Genomic DNA, 19,784 nt, shown 5'->3' with positions numbered 1-19,784 from the left:
AAAGAGACTTGCAGCGCCCCACAGTCAAGGCAGGGACATCGCAGCCGCGCTGCCCCCCGATCATTACGCTGCCATGCACAGCGCTTTCCGCTGGCAGGTCGATGCCTACTTCAACATTGCCGAGGTTTGCTGTCGGCGCTGGGCGCGGGCCGATGGCGTCAGAGATGCTATCAAAAGAGTAGCTATCCACGTCCACCAACCGGGGGCTGAGACCACTTTTTATACATATTTTCAGCTCCAGCAGGCGGCCGATGCGCTCAGCCATGCGCTGGTGCAGTCAGGCGTGAAACGCGGCGACCGGGTCGCCATCGTGATGCCGCAGCGTTTTGAAACTGCCGTCGCCTACATGGCGGTGTTCCAGATGGGCGCCGTGGCCATGCCGCTGTCCATGCTGTTCGGACCCGAGGCGCTGGAATACCGGCTGCAGGACAGCGACGCGGTGCTGGCTATTTGCGATGAGAGTTCTATGGCCAACATCCAGGCGGTGCGCAGCCGCTGCCCGGCCCTGCGTGCGGTGATGGCTGCCGGCGCAGCCGGCGGGCAGGGCGACCTCGATTACCCGGAACCGGCCCCCACGCTTGTCGCTTCGCGTACTTCGCTGCCCCCCGAGGGGGCTGTTCCACCTAGGGGCGGCCCGTCGGTGGAACCGCGCTGGCCCGCCTTCACACCGGTTAGGACACGCGCCGACGATGCGGCCATATTGATCTACACCAGCGGCACCACCGGACCGCCCAAGGGCGCACTGCTTGCGCACCGCGCGCTGGTCGGCAACCTGCCGGGGTTTGTTTGCAGCCAGAACTGGTTCGGCTTCAACCCGTACGAGAACCACCAGACTACCTCCCCCGGCGGGGGGAGGGCCGGGGAGGGGGCGAACACAAAAAGGGCGAAGCCCAGCAAGGGTGACCAGAACACGGCAGTGTTCTGGTCACCCGCAGACTGGGCCTGGACCGGCGGGCTGATGGACGCCCTGCTGCCCACGCTGTATTTCGGCCGTCCTATCGTCGCTTTCAACGGACGCTTCAGCCCCGAACTGGCTTTCGGACTGATGGCTGCACAGGGCGTGACGCACACCTTTTTATTCCCGACCGCGCTCAAGGCCATGATGAAGGCCTTCCCGCAGCCGCGAAGGCATTTCAAGCTCAAACTGCAGGCCATGATGAGCGCCGGCGAGGCGGTCGGCGACGCGGTGTTCTGGTACTGCCGGGACGAACTGGGGGTGGTGGTCAACGAGATGTTCGGCCAGACCGAGATCAATTACATCGTCGGAAATTGCAGTATGAACCGCTCCCCGCCGGAGGCAACTACTGGCGCCGCAGCGCAGGGCCGCCCCAAGCAAGGCACGGCCCCCTCGGGGGGCAGCGCCTTAAACGAAGTGAAAAGCGTGGGGGCTGTCGGATGGCCGGCCCGGCCCGGCAGCATGGGCAAGGGCTATCCCGGCCACCGCGTGGCGGTGATTGACGAAGACGGGAATGAATGCCCGGTCGGCGTGCCGGGCGACGTGTCGGTGAACCGCTATGACATCCATGGCGATCCGGACCCGATTTTTTTTCTTGGCTACTGGAATAAAGACGCGGCCACGCAGGCCAAGTTCACCGGTGACTGGTGCCGCACCGGCGACCTCGCCACGCGTGATGCCGACGGCTACCTGTGGTACCAGGGGCGTGCCGACGATGTGTTCAAGGCGGCCGGTTATCGCATCGGCCCCGGTGAAATCGAAAATTGCCTGGTCAAACACCCGGCGGTGGCGAATGCGGCCGTGGTGCCCAAGCCCGACCGCGAGCGCGGCGCGCTGGTCAAGGCCTATGTCGTGCTTGCTCCTGATTTCATAGCTGCTCGTGTCCGACAGTCAGGGGCTGAGGGTCAGTTTGATGCAGAACTGATAGCACAACTGCAAAACCATGTGAGGGGATTGCTGGCACCTTACGAGTACCCCAAGGAGATTGAGTTCATAGACTCCTTGCCCATGACCACCACCGGCAAGGTGCAGCGGCGCGTGCTCAGGCTGCAGGAAGAAGAGCGCTTCCGTAAAGCAAGCGCCGGGTGAATCCTTTCCCGTCTTGACTCCGTCGGCTGGGGTCTGCCAGCAGGCCGGGTCTCGCCCCGCCGGGCGACTCACTTTCTCTTGCGTCGCCAAGAGAAAGTAAGCAAAGAGAAGGCGACCGATGGTCCGGGTCCCTCCGCTTCGCTGCGGGCAACCTGCGGTGCTCGCCGAAAACGGGGTCGAGCTCGAACTCGCCTTCGGCTCAAACAATCGCTCGTCCTGATCCGTTTTCGGCTGTGCTCCTCGGCCCAGCCAGACGGGTGGGGGATAAACCAATGCGGGGACAAAATCCGGAGTCCTTGAAGCGCGCAGCGCTTCAAGGACGGGAATCCCAAGGAACGGTCATGTTTGCACGCGAGCGCAGCACACGCCGCCACATGAAGCCCCCCTCCATCGCTCAGCGGGGCGAGGGAGGGGCTAGGGGTGGGAGTGGGGAGTCAGACCTACTGCAGCGAGCAGACCGCAGGCGCAGCGTGATGCAAGCACCAGCCACAGGGGTGTACTCAACTCACATTACGCGGCGCCGGCACAGCCGGCGCCGAACGCGGCAGGCGGACCGTGAAGCTGGTGCCGCCAGCCGTACTGGAGGCAAGGTCCAGGGTTCCACCGTGAGCGCGGACAATCTCCTGACAGATAAACAGGCCCAGGCCCAGGCCGGAGCTTTCGCGGCGCTCGCCCTGGCCGTGCCCCAGGCCGCGAACAAGCGGCATGAAAATCCGTTTCTGTTCCTGGGGCGGAATCGGTGTGCCCAGGTTGTGCACGGAAAAGGCCACGTCTTCAGAGTTTTCCCACAGGCGAACCGTTATTGGTTCGTCGGCCGCACCATGGGTGAGGGCGTTGGTCAGCAGGTTGGACAGCAGCTGCCCCATACGGCCCTCGTCCCAGAAGCCCTCGAAGTTGCCGGCGCTTTCCAGACGCAGCAGGCTGCGCGGATAACGCACGCGGGTCTCTGCCAGCACCTTGGCAAACTGGCTGGCCAGGTCGCCGGGCACCGGCTTGATTGGCATCATGCCCTCTGACTGCACGCGTGTGAAATCCACCACATGTTCGATCACGCTGTTGATGCGCACCACGCTGTTGATGATGGTTTCCGCCGCGCTGGCGGCCAGCTTGCCAGAGCGCACCAGGTACTGCGCCGACATGGAGATGGTGCCTAGCGGGTTGCGGATGTCGTGACCGAGGATGCCGATGAACAGCTCGGTGGATTTACGGGTCTGGTCGGTGTAGCGGGCCACCGATTCGGCGATTGCCTGATCCATGGCTTCATGGAAGCGGACAAGGTCTTCCATGTCGCGCGGCTGGTCCCGCCCGCCGCCTGCGGCCAGCCACAGCCGGACCACACTGGTGCGGAATGCCCGATATTCAGTGATCATGGCGTCGATAGCGAACCCCGAGACCATGCGGGTGTCGGCATGGGTGCCGGCGGCCGCCTCCAGGTCTTCCGGGGCACTTTCGTTTGCGGGTTTGGGGGTGTCTGCATTTGCCCCGGCCGGTGGGCGGTCGAGCTCGTCGGCAATCGCCGCGAGGATTTCACCGGCATGATCCCGCAAAGTGGCATGGTCCAGCATGCCGCCATCCTGCACCAGGGTGGCGGCAAAGGCGTCCCAGGCTGCAAGAATTTCCTGCGCGTTGATACGCAGGTGGGTTGAAAGTCGCATGGTGAACCTTTGTTGAAGAACGTCCCGGCATGGGGGGGGGGCGCCTGACCGGCAGAAACCAGAAACCAGAAACCAGAAACAAAAAGCTAAAAAACCCCCCGGTTGCCCGGAGGGTTTGTCGTCAGTGTCCCCGGGACGTCGAGTCGGCGATCACGTCGCCCAGTGCGACGCCAATCGTTGTTGGCGCCGGTTTGCAGCGGGGGTGTCTGGACGCGAGTGTTCGATCAGCGGGCCGCAGCCTGAACCGGCTCAGCCACATAAATTTCCACGCGGCGATTTTTGTCGCGACCCTGAGCGGTGTTGTTGTCGGCCAGAGGCTGGCGTGAGCCGGCGCCATCAGTGCCGATGCGGTTGGCGGCGACGCCGCGCGATACCAGATAGTTACGGGTGCTGTTGGCACGATCCATGGACAGCGGGTTATTGATGGCATCACTGCCAGTGTTGTCCGTGTGACCGATGATGGTTACGGTGGTCACCGGGTTCTGGTTCAGGCTGCCCGCGAACTGGTTCAAGATGGGCGCGAAACTGGAGTTGATCTCAGAGCGGCCGGTCGCAAACGAGATGTCCGAAGGAATGTCCAGCTTAAGGCGGTTGTCGGAGGTCTGGGTCACGGCCACGCCGGTACCGACCGTGGCTTGTTCCATGGCAGCTTTTTGTTGCTGCATGCGCTGCGACCACAGATAACCCCCACCCGCGCCCACAGCGCCGCCAAGCACTGCGCCAGTGGCTGCACCTTTGGAGCCGCCGGTTGCCGCGCCGAGGACTGCGCCTGCGACGGCACCGATGCCGGCGCCCTTGGCTGTGCCTTGCTGGGTTTCGTTCATGTTGGCGCAACCGCTCAAAAAGAGGGCAGCGCAAGTCAGTGAGGTGAGGGCGAGTTTCATGTAATTTCTCCTGGGAAGTTTTTGTGCAAGCACGCGAACCACGGCTTGGTAATCCGATGTTAGTGCGAATTGTCATCTGTATTTGTAAGTAAAATGCCCGACAAGCTGAGCGCCAACCGCGTGTCCGGCCAGGCTTTAAACTTATGCCGGTGCGCCCTGCGCTTTTTCTTCAACCTGTCTTTAAGTGAACCCATGAACAAAGTCCAACTTGGCAGCAGCGACCTGCAGGTCACCTCTATTTGTCTGGGCACCATGACCTTTGGCGAGCAGGTCAATGAAGCCACCGCACACGCCATTCTTGACCGCTCGCTGGAGCGCGGTGTCAACTTTCTTGACACGGCGGAAATGTACTCGGTACCGGCCCGCGCTGAAACCTTTGGCGCGACTGAAACGATCATTGGCAACTGGTTGTCCAGCCGGCCCGGTGCGCGCAGCAAGATGGTAGTGGCGACCAAGGTCGCCGGCCCGGCACGCGGCATGGACTGGGTACGCAAGGGCAATCCGGACCTGACGGCCAAAGACATCGTGCAGGCCTGTGAGGACAGCCTCAAGCGCCTGCAGACCGATGTGATTGACCTGTACCAGATCCACTGGCCGGCGCGCAACGTCCCGGCTTTCGGTCTTGTTTATTTCGACCCGGCCAAAGACAAACCGGTCACCAGCATTCACCACCAGCTTGAAGCCTTGAGTGGTCTGGTCAAGGCCGGCAAGGTGCGCGCCATCGGCCTGTCCAATGAAACGCCTTACGGCGTGCACGAGTTTGTGCGGCTGGCCGACCAGCATGGGCTGGCGAAAATCGCGACGGTGCAAAACCCGTTCTGCCTGATCAACCGCACGGTGGAAAACGGGCTGGATGAAAGCATGCACCGGCTTGGCGTGTCGCTGCTGGCTTACTCGCCGCTGGGCTTTGGGCTGCTGACCGGTAAATACGACAACAGCGGGACCAGCGGTCCGGATGCACCGGCGAACGGGCGCATCGCCAGATACGAATCGGTACGCAAGCAGCGCTGGGGCCGACCCGAGGCCCTCGCCGCCGCGCGCCGCTACAACGCGCTGGCACGCGAGCATGGTTTGTCGCCGGTACAACTGGCGCTGGCCTTCTGTTACGGCAAATGGCAGGTCGCCAGCACCATCATCGGTGTGACCTCGGTCGCGCAGCTCGACGACAACCTCGATGCCTGGGGCACCAAGCTGTCGCCCGAACTGCTGACCTCCATCGACGCGATCCGCTGGGACGCGCGGGACCCCGCGCTCTGAATATGGTTTCCCCCCGAAGCGCCTTTGGCGCCTCCCCCCAAAGGGGGACGCCATCTGCGGCCCGGCGAAGCCGTCTCCGCGCTGGCATTTGAACGGAAGTACCGCAGTGAGCAAAAAAGATCACGTGTCGGAGACACCAGCCACGCAGTTGCTCAAGGCCAACAAGGTGGCTTTCACCGAGCACCCTTATGAGTATTTGGAGCACGGCGGCGCGCAGCACAGTGCCGAGGTGCTGGGGTTTGATCCCTTCACCGTCGTCAAGACCCTGGTGATGCAGGACCAGGATGCCAAACCGCTGCTGGTGCTGATGCACGGCAACCGCAAGGTGTCGACGAAAAACCTGGCGCGCCAGATTGGCGCCAAGTCGGTGGAGCCTTGCAAGCCCGAGGTGGCGAATCGGCACAGCGGTTACCTGGTCGGCGGGACCTCACCCTTCGGCACGCGCAAAGTCATGCCGGTGTATATCGAGGAAAGCATTTTGGCTTTGCCTGAAATCGCCATCAACGGCGGCCGGCGCGGCTACCTTGTGGGACTGGACCCGGAGGTGTGTGTCGCGCTGCTGGGTGCAAAATCCGTCAACTGCGCGCTCGAAGACTGACGTCATAACAATATCCGGAGAACCCCATGGACTACCTTCCTTCCGCCCTCGCCGTCGTGGCGGCCTACCTGATGGGTTCGCTGTCATTCGCGGTGATCGTCAGCAAGTTGATGGGCCTGAACGATCCGCGCAGCTACGGCAGCAAGAATCCGGGTGCGACCAATGTGCTGCGTTCCGGCAACAAAGCAGCGGCCGTTGCCACCTTGCTGCTGGACGGCCTCAAGGGCTGGCTGCCGATGGCGCTGGTGACCTGGTTCGGCCGGGATTACGGCTTGCGGGAGGGCACTTTGGCGGCCGTTGGGCTGGCCGCTTTCCTCGGTCACCTGTACCCGGTGTTTTTCAAATTCGAGGGCGGCAAGGGGGTGGCCACCGCAGCGGGCGTGTTGTTTGGTGTGCACTGGGTGCTCGGGCTGGCCACGCTGGCGACCTGGGTCATCGTCGCTTTCTTTTCGCGCTACTCGTCGCTGGCCTCGCTGGCCTGCGCGCTGTTTGCGCCCTGGTATTACATGATCGGTGACCGCAGCTTCTGGTACATGGACAAAACCATGGCGCTGGCAATATTTGTGATGAGTGCCTGTCTTGCTTACCGGCACAAGGAAAACATCAACAAGCTGCTCAGAGGCGAGGAATCGAAGCTGGGCAGCAAGGCCAAACGCTGAGTTTGGGCCAGGTCAAGCTCAAGAACTGCCCGTGTCCGGATGAGCGCGTGCCGCAGGGGGCTTGTGCAGCGCTTCCCTAATAACGCCTGACCAGAATCATCTGCTCGTTCTCGCGCAGCATCTGAAAGCGTGTCAGAAAGCTGTTGCCCAGCAGCATGAACGGCATGGGTTGGGGTGACACCACGGCATCAACGTCAAAGACCTCGACATCACCGATCCGTACCGAGTTGAGTTTCACGCGGTAACCCTGGGTGATGCCGTTGGCAGTGGTCATGCGTACGGGGTCCCCGTCTTTGTACTGGATGCCGGTGCGTTCAGCGTCCGCCGCGCTCATGGCGATGCTGGTGGCGCCGGTGTCCACCATGAACTGCACCGCGCGGCCGTTGATCTGGCCGGCCGTCATGAAATGCCCGCCGCTGCCCGCGTTCAGTACGATGCGGTTGCCCTTGCCCGCTCCGCCGCCGGTCCCCCCACCCGCACCCACGCTGACCGGCGCATCACCGACCCGCAGCGTGAGGCGCTTGCCATTGAGTTCCAGCACCGCCTGGTCGCCAGAGGCGGAAATCACCTTGACATTCATGTGCGTGTCGCCGGCCGCCACCGACTTGGGCGGCGCGCTATTGACGACCAGCAGCGCCTTGCTGCCCAGGATGCCGGCGAGCGCAACGCTTTGGGCGTAAGCCAGACCAGGCAGCAAGCAGGCCAGCGCCAACAGCAACAGGCCGAGTTGCACACGAACGGCCGCCGCGCCGGGCCGCCCCAAGCAAGGCCAGCCCCCCAGGGGGGCAGCGAAGCTCACGCAGTGGCGAGCGTGGGGGCTCATGTCTAGTCTCTGAAGTTGTTGAAACTCAGCGGCATGTCGGGCAACTCGGCCTTGATCATGGCCATGGCCTCCTGCAGGTCGTCGCGGTTTTTGCCGGTGACCCGCACCGCGTCGCCCTGGATCGAGGCCTGCACCTTGACCTTGCTGCCCTTGATCAACTGCGATATTTTCTTGGCCTGTTCGGTCTCGATGCCGTTGCGCACCTTGGTGATTTGCTTAACCTTGTCACCGCCGATCTTTTCGACCTTGCCGGCGTCGAAAAAGCGCACATCGACGCCGCTCTTGGTGGCCTTGTTGCGCAGGATGTCGGTGATCTGGTCAATCTGGAAATCGCTGTCGCCGATCAGCGTGATTTCCTTGTCCTTGAGCTCGATGGCTGCCGCCGTACCCTTGAAGTCAAAACGTGTGCCGATTTCCTTGGCGGTGTTTTCAACCGAGTTCTTGACCTTGACCAGGTCGGCTTCGAGGACGGTGTCAAAAGAGGGCATGGTTTTTCAGCGGTTTGACCGGCTTGCAGCAGGCCGGGTGAGACAATCCTGCGATGTTAGTCGAGAAAAACGTCCCCCTCCAGTTTTCCAACACCTTTGGCATCATGGCCAAGGCCTTGAGCCTGGTGCGTATCAGCAGCGAGCAGGATGTGGCCGCCGTGCTGGCCGACCCGGCGCTGCGGGATGCGCCCAAGTTTGTGCTGGGCGGCGGCAGCAACATCGTGATCACCGGCGACGTCAAGCCGCTGGTGCTCAAGGTCGAGATCAAGGGCAAAAAGCTGCTTGGCGAGACCGCCAAAGCCTGGATCGTCGAGGCCGGCGCCGGCGAAAGCTGGCACGACATCGTGGACTGGACCGTGCACCAGGGCTATCCGGGGCTGGAAAACCTGGCGTTGATTCCGGGCACCGTCGGTGGCTCGCCGGTGCAAAACATAGGCGCTTACGGCGTGGAACTGCAGGACCGCTTCGACTCGCTCGATGCGGTGGACCTGACGACAGGCAAAGCCTTCACGCTGGGCGCCGCGCAATGCGCTTTCGGCTACCGCGACTCGGTGTTCAAACACAGCAGCACGGGCCCCAACGGCCTGGGTCTGGCCGGCAAGGCGTTGATCACGCGGGTGCGTTTTGCACTGCCCAAGGCCTGGAAGCCGGTGCTCGGTTACGCCGATCTCGAGAAAAAAATGGCCCAGACGCCTGGCGTCCAACCCGACGCCTTGCAGATTTATGACTGGGTCTGCGAGATACGCCGCACCAAGCTGCCCGATCCGGCGGTGATTGGCAATGCCGGCAGCTTTTTCAAGAACCCCACGGTGTCGCCCGAGCAGTGCGCCGACATCATCCAGCGCGAGCCAAAAATCGTGCATTACCAGCTCGATGACGGCTCGGTGAAGCTGGCCGCAGGCTGGCTGATCGACGCCTGCGGCTGGAAGGGTAAAAGCATTGGCAATGCCGGCGTTTACGAACGCCAGGCGCTGGTGCTGGTCAACCGGGGCGGCAGCGCCGACCCGGTGACCGGCGGCGAAGTCATGACCCTGGCCAAGGCGATACAGACCAGTGTTTACGAGCGGTTTGGCATCTTGCTGGAGCCCGAGCCGGTGGTGGTTTAAGGCATGACGCGGCTGTGCCGGTGTTTGCGCGTGAGGTGGGGAAGTTATTTTTTTTTCCGGGCATCTGCGCTCTGTAAAGCCTGCTTTCATACTTGCGCTTCGTATTAAAGATTGGTTTAATTTGATCTCATCAAATTAAAGAACTCTTTCAAATCATGCGCAGCACCGGTACCTACGCCGCCTCCACCACCTTGGGCGAGTCCGTGCAGGCGTTTGTGCCGCACGCACTGCCGCCCGCCAAGCCAGCGCTAGCGCCCGAGTCCTTTGTGGAGGCCAACCGTGCGGCCGAGCTGGCGCTGGCGCGGTTGTCGGGCGTTGCCGGGCTGGTGCCGTCGGTGGACTGGCTGCTCTACAGCGCCATTCGCAAAGAGGCGCTGCTCACCTCGCAGATTGAAGGCACCCAGGCCACGCTGGCAGATTTGTTTGACGAAGAAGCCGGCTTTGCGGTGAACAACACCGACGATGTGGAAGAAGTCACCAACTACCTGCGTGCCTTCCGGCTGGTGCAGTCGCAACTGCGTGACCCGGCTGGCCTGCCCTTGAGCGTGCGTTTGCTGTGTGACGCCCACCGGCTGTTGCTGGATGGCGCGCGGGGCAACGGCAAGCAGCCTGGCGAGTTGCGCCGCTCGCAAAACTGGATTGGTGGGACGCGGCCGGGTAATGCGGTGTTTGTGCCGCCACCGCCTGAGCGGGTGCCTGCCTTGCTGGCAGATCTGGAGCGTTTCATACACAACACAGACAATGGCTCGCAGCCCTTGCCGCCGCTGGTGAAAACGGCACTGGTCCATCTGCAGTTTGAGACGATTCACCCATTTCTGGATGGCAATGGCCGTATTGGGCGCCTGTTGATTGCCGCGCTGCTGGAGCATTGGGGCTTGCTGCCTGAGCCTTTGATGTACCTTAGCGGCTACCTGAAGCAACACCAGTTCGAGTATTACCGCCGCCTTTCCAACGTGCGTACCGAAGGCGACTGGGAGGGCTGGGTGGCGTTTTTCCTTGAAGGCGTAGCCACGGCAGCCCACGATGCCGAACGCAACATCGTGGCCATTGCCACGCTGTTGGCAACAGACCGCCGCAGCTTGTTGGCGGCGCCCAAGGCAGGGCCCAGCAGCTACCGTTTGTTTGAAATGCTGCCCATGATGCCGCGCTTCACCATCGACCAGGTGCGCCAGAAGCTGGCCACCAGCTTCCCCACCGCCACGGCAGCCGTCAAAGTGCTGGAAGATTTGGGTATCGTCACGGAGCTGACCGGGCAGAAAAAAAACCGCAGCTACAGTTACGCTGCGTACATTGCGCTGCTGAGTGCTGTATAAAATAACAGCAAACAGAATGAGGGCTGAAATCGTGCCATCGCTGACCGGAAACTTTGCTTTGCCACGCATATGACCAAACGCAAGTCCCAGGCACCGACGACCAAGACCGATGTTTCGATCGTCCGCTCTTCGGCTGCGGAGTACCTGACCTTTGTTGCGGCCACCGGTAACGGCAGCAATAGTGTCGAAATGCGTTACGAGAATGAAAACCTCTGGCTCACGCAAAAGATGATGGCCACGGTCTACGATGTATCGGTACCAGCCATCAGCCAACATTTGAAGCGCATCTATGCGGATAACGAGTTAGAGCGCGAGGCAACTGTTAAGCAGTACTTAATGGTTCAAACCGAGGGTGACCGCGAGGTCCAGCGCAAGGTGGATCATTACAGCCTGCAGGCCATCATTGCCGTCGGTTTCAAGATTGAGAACGAGCGCGCAGTGCAATTCCGCAAATGGGCCAACCAGATCGTGAAGGACTACACGATCCAAGGCTGGGTCATGGATGTGGATCGCCTGAAGAGTGCCGGCAGCGTGCTGACTGAAGAATTCTTTGAGCGGCAGTTGGAAAAGATCCGGGAAATCCGGCTCACTGAGCGCAAGTTCTACCAGAAGATCACGGACATCTACTCCACGGCACTGGATTACGACACCACTGCCACTGCCACGGCCACCAAACGCTTCTTTGCCGCTGTGCAAAACAAACTGCATTACGCTATCCACGGGCAGACGGCGGCAGAGGTGATCGTGGACCGGGCGAACCACCAGAAGGAAAACATGGGCCTGACCCACTGGGAAGGCGCGCCCCACGGCAAGGTCCACAAATATGACGTTTCCGTCGCCAAGAATTACCTATCGGAGTTCGAGATGGCGCAGATGCAGCGCATCGTGTCGGCCTACCTGGATATGGCTGAACTGTAAGCCATGCGCCGTATCCCCATGACCAATGCAAGATTGGGAGGAGCGCCTGGCCCGCTTCCTGCAACTGTGGGATCGAGAAATCCTGCAGGATGCCGGTAAGGTATCAGCAGAAATCGCCAAGGCCCATGCGGAAAGCGAGTTTGAGAAATACCGCATCGTGCAAGACCGCTTGTTTGAGAGCGACTTTGACCGCATGGTTAAGCAGCTCCCCCGCGCGTCGGGCGATTGAACTGCAGAGATTGATGTGTCCATGCGCCCACGGGCGTTGTGGCCATGCCCCTCGGGTAAAGTCCAGCCATAAGAATTCCGAAGGGGGAGGGGAGCATGCTCATCAAATCAGCCGACGACAAGTCCAGGCGCCTGGCTTTGCTGCAAGACCTGCAAAAGTCCCCCCTGCTGGACACCCGGCAGAAAGAGTGGCTGCGCGTTGAACTGCGCAACCTGACCGCCGGCATCAAGGGCGAACGAGAAGCCGCCTTCCACCTCGACGGCCACTACAAGGATGGGCAAAACAATGTCCTGCTGCACGACCTGCGGTTCCAGGTCGATGGTGAGGTGGCCCAAATTGATCATTTGGTCATCAACCGCACCGGCTACATGGTGCTGATCGAAACCAAAAATTATTCGGGCGACCTTGAAGTCAACGCCCATGGCGAGTTCACCGTGCGCTATGGCAAGGAGCGCTACGGCATTCCCTCCCCCTATGAGCAAAGCCGCCGCCACGCGCGCATCCTGGGCAAACTTCTGGAACGGCTGGAAATCGGCACTCGCACCGACAAGCTGCCCGAGTTCCATAACGTGGTGCTGATGCACCCGCAAGCCATCATTCAGCGGCCAGACGCCAAGGCGTTGGACACCAGCTTTCTGATCAAGGCAGACCAGTTCCGCGCCTGGCATGAAAAGCTGGTGGACGGCTTCAGCACGGGCGGCGTGTTCAAGGCCATCTTCAACATACGCAGCCCCGACACCATCAAGGCATGGGGCGAAAAGCTCAAGCGCCAGCACCGCCCGCAAGACCTGCTGGACCTGCCAGACTTCATGCAGCCCAAACCTCAACCGGCCAAGGCTGTGATGGAGCCTAGGCCTCCAGCGCCAGTATTTGCTGCAGCACCCGCCACCCCAGCACCCGCACAGGCCGACGCCTCATTGGCCAAAAAGCTGATCTGCGCCCATTGCCGTGAGAAGATCAGCTACCCCGAAGGCAAGTTCTGCTGGAACAACGCCAAGCGTTTTGGCGGGTTGCAGTATTGCCGGGAGCATCAGAATAGTTTCACTTGACTGATACTGCTGCACGGTTCAGCAAACTTCCCACAGAGGCAGTGAAGAAATTGGAGAGATCGGCTACTGATCCAATGCGCGAGACAAATGAAGGAGGAGCGGCTTTATGGCGTCTGAGATTTCTAAAAATGGGTTGCGTCTTGAAAAGTTACATGAGCGGCATCCTGGATTGACCGCTTCGCTTGCCGGGACTTTTTCGGAAGCTGCATCGGTATGCCTTGATAGGCACCATTCCTCGCCCATTGAAATGTCGGTTGCATGCAGCACAGGTCTGGCGAATTGCAATGTCGAATTCACTAAGCCTGACGAAAGGACGCGAAACGCTTGGGCAAACGAGATTGATACAACTGAAGCAGGCGCTTATGGCGTTTGTTTGGCTGCGGTTGAAGTTCGCGAGGGGTTGGTTGCAGTTCGGCGTGCGGAAACTTTGACTGGGGCGGACTGGTATGTTGCGCCTGCAAATACGGAGTTGGAAGACTTAGAAACCTGCTTTCGCTTGGAAGTGTCTGGCGTCGATTCTGGAGGGCGTACAGTCGTGGACGCTCGACTAAAGCAAAAGATAGAACAAACGCGACGTGGGGCGAGCAACTTGCCAGCAATTGCGTCAGTTGTCGGCTTTAAGGAATTGGTGATAGCGATTCAGAAAGTGAGTGAAGGCAAATGAGCTGGGCTCTGTTTCACACAGAAAGTGAAAGACTTGCGATTGACGCACAGTTGGAGCTAAGGGCTGGCAACTTTGATCGCGCAAACGAGCTATATAAGGGAGCTGCTGTTGCTGAGCGCAAAGCGCTGGACCAGCTTGATGCGTCAAAGCTGAGAACAAGGGGGATCACTGCGGTTAGTGCTGTATCGCTTTGGTACAAGGCGGGAGAGTACGCTGTAGCCGAGCAGCTCGCTCACTCAATGCTTGCCGATTCGTTGTTACCTGAATTTTCGCGCGAGGAACTCAGAAACTTGGTTCAAGCAATATGGACAGAAAGTTCCAAGAGAAAAGCGAACGTCGCATTTGTCCCTGGACAGGTCATGGTTTCGGTCAAGGGTGGAGAGGTGGTAACGGGTGGGGCTCCGCTCGACTTAATCGTTGACAAAGTCCAAACGATTCAATCGATGTTCTATAGGACGATTGAGTATCTTCAGGGTGTAGACCATCGAAGGGCCGGTCCACCATCGAGAGAATTGCAAGAATCGTGTCGCCCTTGGTTGTTTCAGTCAGCGCCAGGGAGTTATCAGTTTTCTGTAGCAATACAGAAGCCCAAACAAGATGACTTCTTTAAAGAAAATGTCGAGCCGCGGCGCATTGCGCAGCACTTTCTTGAAATCGTTAGTGCCTCCACATTTGAGGATGGTGCTGCATTAGAAAGCCTTGTGTCAGATAAAGCGTATCGAGCCACATTTCTAAAGCTTGCTCGCAATCTAGCCCCCACCGGTAAAACTTTTGAACGGATTGAATTGCGTGGCTCGGGTGAAGTAAAACCAGTCTGTCTTGATACTGGAACGCGCTCAAGTATCAATGCCCAACTACGACAAGAAAGACCTCAGTCGCCTGAAGTAGATAAGAGTCCGGAAGAATTGCGAGGTACTTTGCGCGCAGTGCATTTGGACAAAGATTGGTTAGACATCGTTGTAGACGGCGTTTCACTTCATATTGAGGGGCTCCAAGATGCTGTCGATGATGTTATTGGTCCCATGGTGAATCGCTCTGTTCTAGTTAAGGTGATTCGGTTGAACGGGAAGAAACTAAAGTTTGTCGACATCGAGCTGGCAGATTGACAGACCTTCGCGTCGATGTTGCTGGCCGCTTATTGGGCCCATGTCTTTGCACGCAAATGGCTTGTTTACTGTTGGAGTATTGAGAGACAGTGATTCGATAAAAAGACAAAGCCCGCAAAAGCGGGCTTTGTCTTTGGGGCTTCAACCGATGCCTACTTGCCCAGCTTCAAAAAGTCATCCCCCTTGCCCAACTCCAGCATCCCAGCATTGGAATAGATACCCAGCTTGGCGCGCGTGTCCGTGATGTCCAGATTGCGCATAGTCAGTTGCCCAATGCGGTCCAGTGGCGAGAACGGGGCGTCTTCCACCTTTTCCATGCTCAGGCGCTCAGGTGCGTAGGTCAGGTTGGGCGATTCGGTATTCAAGAGCGAGTAGTCGTTGCCGCGGCGCAGTTCGATAGTGACTTCGCCGGTGATGGCGCTGGCGATCCAGCGTTGGGCTGTTTCGCGCAGCATGATGGCCTGGCTGTCGAACCAGCGGCCCTGGTACAGCAGGCGGCCCAGCTTGCGGCCGTTGTCGCGGTATTGCTCGATGGTGTCTTCGTTGTGGATGCCGGTGATCAGGCGCTCGTAGGCGATGAACAGTAGCGCCAGGCCCGGGGCTTCGTAGATGCCGCGGCTTTTCGCTTCGATGATGCGGTTTTCGATCTGGTCGCTCATGCCCAGGCCGTGGCGGCCGCCGATTTCGTTGGCCTTGAGGATCAGGCTCACCAGGTCCGGGTAGTGCACGCCGTTTAGGGCCACGGGGCGGCCTTCTTCAAAGGTCACGCTCACTTCTTCGGCCTTGACCACGCAGTCGTCTTTCCAGAACGGCACGCCCATGATGGGGTTAACGATCTTGATGCCGCTGTTGAGGTTTTCCAGGTCTTTGGCTTCGTGCGTCGCGCCCAGCATGTTGCTGTCGGTGCTGTAGGCCTTCTCGGCGCTCATCTTGTAGCCAAAGCCGTTCGCGGTCATGAAGGCGCTCATCTCGGAGCGCCCACCCAGTTCGTCGATGAACTGCTGGTCCAGCCAGGGTTTGTAGATCTTCAGCGCGGGGTTGGTCAGCAGGCCGTAACGATAAAAGCGCTCGATGTCGTTGCCCTTGTAGGTGCTGCCGTCGCCCCAGATGTTGACGTCGTCTTCCTTCATGGCGCTGACCAGCATGGTGCCGGTCACGGCGCGGCCCAGCGGCGTGGTGTTGAAGTAGGTGGAGCCCGCGGTGGTGATGTGGAAGGCGCCGGCCTGCAGAGCGGCCAGGCCTTCAGCAGCCAGTTGTGGGCGGCAATCGATCAGGCGGGCCTTGATGGCGCCGTATTCCATGGCCTTGCGCGGGATCTCGTCGTAATCGGCCTCGTCGGGCTGGCCCAGGTTGGCGGTATAGGCGTAGGGCAGGGCACCCTTTTGTTTCATCCACAAGAGCGCGGCGCTGGTGTCGAGGCCGCCGGAGAAGGCGATGCCGACCTTTTGGCCGGCGGGGATGTTTTGCAGGATGGTGGCCATGTTTTTCTCAGTGGAATAAATCTTGTGGAGCTTTTGAAAATTCGATGAGCGGGATGCAGTGCAAGGCGTACGGAACGGAGGACACCGGAATGCACTCAAGGTGCATGAGGATTCCGAGTACCGCACAACGCGGCAATGCGCCCGGTCATTGGATTTTCGGAAAGCTCCTCAGCCGAAGTGGCAGATGTAGTGGTAAGCCTCACCGACCCGTATATCGAAACTTGAGTTGCCCGGCACGCTGAATTTTTCACCAGGCGAAGACCTCACCCAGGCGTCGCTGCCGGCTAGTTTGTATTCACAGGCGCCGGCTACACATTCCATGATCTCGGGTGCACCGGTATTGAAGGTCAGGGTGGAAGGCAGCACCACGCCGACAGATTTTTTTGTGCCGTCGGCAAAAGTGATGCCGTGGCTCACACATTTTCCATCGAAATACACGTTGGCTTGGGTGGTGACGCTGATGTTGTCGATTTTTTCGGTAGTCATGGTGTTCTGGAAAAGGACGGGTGAGCCAGCAAGAGGGCCCGGCGTGCAAAACCATCGATTTTAGGTCAGCCTGGCCTCCCCGGGCGCTGCCGGCCTGAATCCATTGACCCGTTTCGGGCGTATAGGGAATGCAGGACAATGGCGTCCATGAATGCAGAAAGCCCGGATACCCAATTGATCGCGCTCATTGATCGCGTTGCCCAGACCGACGAATCGGCGCTCAGAGAGCTTTACGAGTTGACCTCGTCCAAGCTTTATGGCGTGGCGGTGAGAGTGGTCACCAACCGAAGCTGGGCCGAGGACGTGTTGCAGGAAGCATTCATCAACATCTGGCGTATTGCAGGCGACTACAAGGCCAGCCTGTCGCCGCCCATGGCCTGGATGTGCCTGATCGTGCGCAGCCGGGGGCTGGATTTTCTGCGTCGTCGCACCTCCGAACGGGCCGATGCGTCGCTGGAGCTGGACGATGTGATGGCCGAGACGGTGGAAGGCAATTCCCCGAATCCGATGGATACGGCGCTGGCCAGTGAGCAGGCCTGGGCGCTGCACCAGTGCCTGAGCCAGCTGGACAACAAGCAGCGTGAGGTGGTGAGTCTGGCCTACATGCGGGACCTGAGCCACGGCGAACTGGCCGAGCAGCTCAAGCTGCCGCTGGGCACGGTGAAGACCTGGATTCGCCGCGGGCTGGAGCAATTGCGGGGCTGCATGTCGCGGTTTGTATGAGTCACCGCATGAATTTGATTGGGTTTGTTCCCGCCAATGGTGTCGGGAAACTTCTGGAAGAAGGTAAGGTATGAATATCACGCGCAACCCCTCGCTGGTCGAGCAGTTGGCGGCCAGCTACGCGCTGGGTACGCTGCGCGGCGGTGCCCGTCGCCGCTTTGAGGCGCTGGCGCGCACCCATGCACCGGTGCGCGCCGCCGCGCTGATCTGGCAAGGCCGCATGGCTTCGGTGGCCGAGCTGCAGCCGCAGACCGCGCCCAGTCCGGCGGTCTGGAAGCGCATTGAAAATCTTGTCAACGCTGAAAAAGAGTCCAGGGCCATGCTGGCCGCACGGCGGGCACCTGCCGCTGTATCGGACGGTGGCTGGTGGGCCAGCCTCGGTTTGTGGCGTGGCGCCACAGCCGCCGGCGCCATGGCTGCCGTGGTGGCGGTGGTGACTGGTCTGAACCTGAACACGGCGCTGAACGGTCAGGTGCAGGAACTCAGCGCCCGTCTGGCCGCCACGCCCGAGATCCAGTACGTGGCCGTGCTGGCCGACGACAAGTCCGCGCCTTCGGTGCTGGTGACGTACGACCCCAAACACAGCCAGTTGCAGCTCAAACATGTGGGCCAGTTCCACCCTGCGCCAGACAAGTCGCTTCAGTTGTGGGCGCTGCCGCAGGGCGGCGGTGCCAAGTCGCTGGGCGTGCTCGGAGACGGTGCGGTGGTGCGCCTGCCGGCCGGCAATGATGCTGTGAACAAGGTGCCGGCGCTGGCCATCAGCCTGGAGCCCAAAGGTGGCGTTCCTGCGGGCAGCGGGCCCAGCGGGCCGGTGCTGTTCAAAGGCGCGCTGCTCCAGACCACGCTTTAAGAGCGCGGGCATGCGGCTGGCGCCGTTGACGCCGCTAACAAAAAAAGGGCTGCAGGATGCAGCCCTTTTTTACGCGAGTTCGCAGCGCTTAACGCCAGTGGCGGTGCCCATGTCCGTGCCCACCACGGCTGTAGCCGAAATTAAGCGACAGGCCAATCGGCGGGTAATAAGGCCGCGAGTAATAACCGGGGTAAGCCCCCACCGGTGCTTGCTGCACATACACCGGCTGGCTGTAAACCGGTTGTGAATACACCGGTTGTGAATACACCGGCTGTGAATACACCGGCTGTGAATACACCGGCTGTGAATACACCGGCTGGGTATACACAGGCTGTCCATACATGGGCTGGGCCTGCTGGGGTTGGGCGTAACCGCGCTGCACCGACGCCTGTGGCGAGGGCAGGGCACCGACCGGTGTCACCTGCAAGCGCACATACAGGCCGGGATCGCTGGGCATCTGGATGTTGTACTGCTTGTCGGCGTATTCGTAGACCACGTTGTAGTGTGTGGTGCGGTTTTCATAACTGGTCTGGATGCCGCATTGCTGCACGTTTTGCACCTGGGTGCGGTTGCCTTCGATGTTGTTGCCGACCATCGCGCCGCCCACCAGGCCAATCATGGTTGCCAGTGCGCGGCCGCCACCGTCACCGATGGCATTGCCCATGGCGCCACCAGCCAAGGCGCCCATCACCGCACCGGCGCCGGAGCCCGGCGACTGCGTGACCATGGGCTGCGTGGTGCAGACCTGCTGCGGCACGCCGACCTGCTGCACCACCGGCGTGCTGGAGAGCACCCGTGCCAGGATATCCATGGCCGACGCATTCACGGCAAACAGGCTGGAGGCTGCGGCAACCGTCGATAACAAAAGTATTTTTTTCATGATTCACATCCTTTTCAGCCCGCTGAAATGCCGTGAAGGCGGGCCAAATAAACAGCTTCCAGTTTAATGATTCAGAGCGCTTTTGGTGCACACAAGTTCAGGTAAATCACTGTAAAGCTGGCCGACAGTTTTACAAACCCCTTCGGCCCCCCCCACATGCTCAGGCCAGCGCCCCCCAGGCTGTCGGCTCGAAGCCCACCGTGATTTGCCCGCCCGGCCACTCGACCACCGGACGTTTGATCACACTGGCGTGGGCTTGCATCACGGTCAGTGCGCCGGCGGCGTCCGTGGCGCTGGCCTGCTCGCCGGGGTCCAGCTTGCGCCAGGTGGTGCCCTGGCGGTTCAGCAGCTTGTGCCAGCCGACCGCCTGTTCCCAGATTCGCAGTCTTGCCGCCGGGATTCCCAGCTTCTTGAAATCATGGAATTCATGGGCCAGACCTTGGGTAGCCAGCCAGGCGCGGGCCTTTTTGACGGTGTCGCAGTTGGAAATGCCGTAAACGGTGATCATGCGACAATTTTCGCATGATTTGTGTATCAAATCGGGCCTCAGCCCATGGCGAGCGGGCGCAAG

Annotated in this window: 21 protein-coding genes; 13 read left to right on the top strand and 8 right to left on the bottom strand. The window is 60.3% G+C overall.

Going from position 1 to position 19,784, the window contains the following annotated elements:
• Positions 1–73: 73 nt before the first annotated feature.
• A complete protein-coding gene (locus IEX16_RS09530) occupies positions 74–2,044 on the top strand; it encodes an acetate--CoA ligase (protein ID WP_229676271.1) in 1,971 nt (656 codons plus the stop codon).
• Between the two features lie 500 nt (positions 2,045–2,544).
• Here IEX16_RS09530 and IEX16_RS09525 read toward each other — a convergent pair whose 3' ends face one another.
• The gene (locus tag IEX16_RS09525) at positions 2,545–3,699 is read right to left on the bottom strand and encodes a sensor histidine kinase (RefSeq protein WP_188708156.1); all 1,155 of its coding nucleotides are present in this window, start codon (positions 3,697–3,699) and stop codon (positions 2,545–2,547) included.
• A 224-nt stretch (positions 3,700–3,923) separates the two neighbouring features.
• On the bottom strand, positions 3,924–4,583 hold the full coding sequence (locus tag IEX16_RS09520) for a YiaD family glycine zipper/OmpA-like lipoprotein (protein WP_188708154.1): 660 nt from the start codon (positions 4,581–4,583) through the stop codon (positions 3,924–3,926).
• 192 nt (positions 4,584–4,775) lie between these two features.
• Between IEX16_RS09520 and IEX16_RS09515 the strand changes: the two genes are divergently transcribed.
• From IEX16_RS09515 to plsY, 3 genes are all read left to right on the top strand, one after another.
• Positions 4,776–5,840 carry an aldo/keto reductase gene (locus tag IEX16_RS09515; protein WP_188708152.1) on the top strand — a complete coding sequence of 355 codons (1,065 nt, stop codon included), beginning with the start codon at positions 4,776–4,778 and terminating at the stop codon, positions 5,838–5,840.
• Positions 5,841–5,946: 106 nt separating this feature from the next.
• Positions 5,947–6,438 carry an aminoacyl-tRNA deacylase gene (locus IEX16_RS09510; RefSeq protein ID WP_188708150.1) on the top strand — a complete coding sequence of 164 codons (492 nt, stop codon included), beginning with the start codon at positions 5,947–5,949 and terminating at the stop codon, positions 6,436–6,438.
• A 26-nt stretch (positions 6,439–6,464) separates the two neighbouring features.
• A complete protein-coding gene (gene plsY, locus IEX16_RS09505) occupies positions 6,465–7,097 on the top strand; it encodes a glycerol-3-phosphate 1-O-acyltransferase PlsY (RefSeq protein WP_188708148.1) in 633 nt (210 codons plus the stop codon).
• A 76-nt stretch (positions 7,098–7,173) separates the two neighbouring features.
• Here plsY and IEX16_RS09500 read toward each other — a convergent pair whose 3' ends face one another.
• Positions 7,174–7,920: a retropepsin-like aspartic protease family protein gene (locus IEX16_RS09500; protein WP_188708146.1), complete on the bottom strand. Its 747-nt coding sequence runs from the start codon at positions 7,918–7,920 to the stop codon at positions 7,174–7,176.
• A gap of 2 nt (positions 7,921–7,922) precedes the next feature.
• The gene (locus IEX16_RS09495) at positions 7,923–8,408 is read right to left on the bottom strand and encodes a YajQ family cyclic di-GMP-binding protein (RefSeq protein WP_188708144.1); all 486 of its coding nucleotides are present in this window, start codon (positions 8,406–8,408) and stop codon (positions 7,923–7,925) included.
• A gap of 53 nt (positions 8,409–8,461) precedes the next feature.
• Here IEX16_RS09495 and murB point away from each other — a divergent pair, with 53 nt between their 5' ends.
• From murB to IEX16_RS09465, 7 genes are all read left to right on the top strand, one after another.
• Complete coding sequence (gene murB / locus IEX16_RS09490) at positions 8,462–9,514, top strand: UDP-N-acetylmuramate dehydrogenase (protein ID WP_188708142.1); 1,053 nt, start codon at positions 8,462–8,464, stop codon at positions 9,512–9,514.
• Positions 9,515–9,669: 155 nt separating this feature from the next.
• Positions 9,670–10,827 carry a Fic family protein gene (locus IEX16_RS09485; protein ID WP_188708140.1) on the top strand — a complete coding sequence of 386 codons (1,158 nt, stop codon included), beginning with the start codon at positions 9,670–9,672 and terminating at the stop codon, positions 10,825–10,827.
• A gap of 69 nt (positions 10,828–10,896) precedes the next feature.
• Positions 10,897–11,745, top strand: coding sequence for a RhuM family protein (gene rhuM, locus IEX16_RS20250; protein ID WP_268236609.1), 849 nt, complete (start codon positions 10,897–10,899; stop codon positions 11,743–11,745).
• 25 nt (positions 11,746–11,770) lie between these two features.
• Positions 11,771–11,974, top strand: a complete 204-nt coding sequence (gene rhuM, locus IEX16_RS20245) for a RhuM family protein (protein WP_268236608.1) — start codon at positions 11,771–11,773, stop codon at positions 11,972–11,974.
• A 95-nt stretch (positions 11,975–12,069) separates the two neighbouring features.
• The gene (locus tag IEX16_RS09475; protein ID WP_188708138.1) at positions 12,070–13,023 is read left to right on the top strand and encodes a nuclease-related domain-containing protein; all 954 of its coding nucleotides are present in this window, start codon (positions 12,070–12,072) and stop codon (positions 13,021–13,023) included.
• A gap of 106 nt (positions 13,024–13,129) precedes the next feature.
• Positions 13,130–13,687, top strand: coding sequence for a hypothetical protein (locus IEX16_RS09470; protein ID WP_229676270.1), 558 nt, complete (start codon positions 13,130–13,132; stop codon positions 13,685–13,687).
• Positions 13,684–14,793, top strand: a complete 1,110-nt coding sequence (locus IEX16_RS09465) for a hypothetical protein (protein WP_188708136.1) — start codon at positions 13,684–13,686, stop codon at positions 14,791–14,793. The genes IEX16_RS09470 and IEX16_RS09465 overlap by 4 nt, the downstream gene beginning before the upstream one ends.
• 152 nt (positions 14,794–14,945) lie before the next feature.
• On the opposite strand, the gene argG is transcribed toward IEX16_RS09465, so the two are convergent.
• A complete protein-coding gene (gene argG, locus IEX16_RS09460; RefSeq protein WP_188708135.1) occupies positions 14,946–16,274 on the bottom strand; it encodes an argininosuccinate synthase in 1,329 nt (442 codons plus the stop codon).
• Positions 16,275–16,442: 168 nt separating this feature from the next.
• Positions 16,443–16,760 carry a pyrimidine/purine nucleoside phosphorylase gene (gene ppnP / locus IEX16_RS09455; protein WP_188708133.1) on the bottom strand — a complete coding sequence of 106 codons (318 nt, stop codon included), beginning with the start codon at positions 16,758–16,760 and terminating at the stop codon, positions 16,443–16,445.
• 147 nt (positions 16,761–16,907) lie between these two features.
• On the opposite strand from ppnP, the gene IEX16_RS09450 reads away from it, so the two are divergent.
• Complete coding sequence (locus IEX16_RS09450) at positions 16,908–17,483, top strand: RNA polymerase sigma factor (protein WP_188708131.1); 576 nt, start codon at positions 16,908–16,910, stop codon at positions 17,481–17,483.
• A 70-nt stretch (positions 17,484–17,553) separates the two neighbouring features.
• Positions 17,554–18,333, top strand: a complete 780-nt coding sequence (locus IEX16_RS09445) for an anti-sigma factor (protein WP_188708129.1) — start codon at positions 17,554–17,556, stop codon at positions 18,331–18,333.
• Between the two features lie 88 nt (positions 18,334–18,421).
• On the opposite strand, the gene IEX16_RS09440 is transcribed toward IEX16_RS09445, so the two are convergent.
• Positions 18,422–19,213 (bottom strand): glycine zipper 2TM domain-containing protein, encoded by a 792-nt coding sequence (locus IEX16_RS09440; RefSeq protein ID WP_188708127.1) that lies wholly within the window; start codon positions 19,211–19,213, stop codon positions 18,422–18,424.
• A 160-nt stretch (positions 19,214–19,373) separates the two neighbouring features.
• Positions 19,374–19,721: an arsenate reductase gene (locus IEX16_RS09435; RefSeq protein ID WP_188708126.1), complete on the bottom strand. Its 348-nt coding sequence runs from the start codon at positions 19,719–19,721 to the stop codon at positions 19,374–19,376.
• Positions 19,722–19,784 lie beyond the last annotated feature (63 nt).

The organism is Polaromonas eurypsychrophila, assembly GCF_014641715.1.
Taxonomy (GTDB): domain Bacteria; phylum Pseudomonadota; class Gammaproteobacteria; order Burkholderiales; family Burkholderiaceae_C; genus Polaromonas; species Polaromonas eurypsychrophila.
The sequence above is the reverse complement of the archived record's forward strand: the minus strand, read 5'-3'. Positions and strand labels throughout refer to the sequence as shown.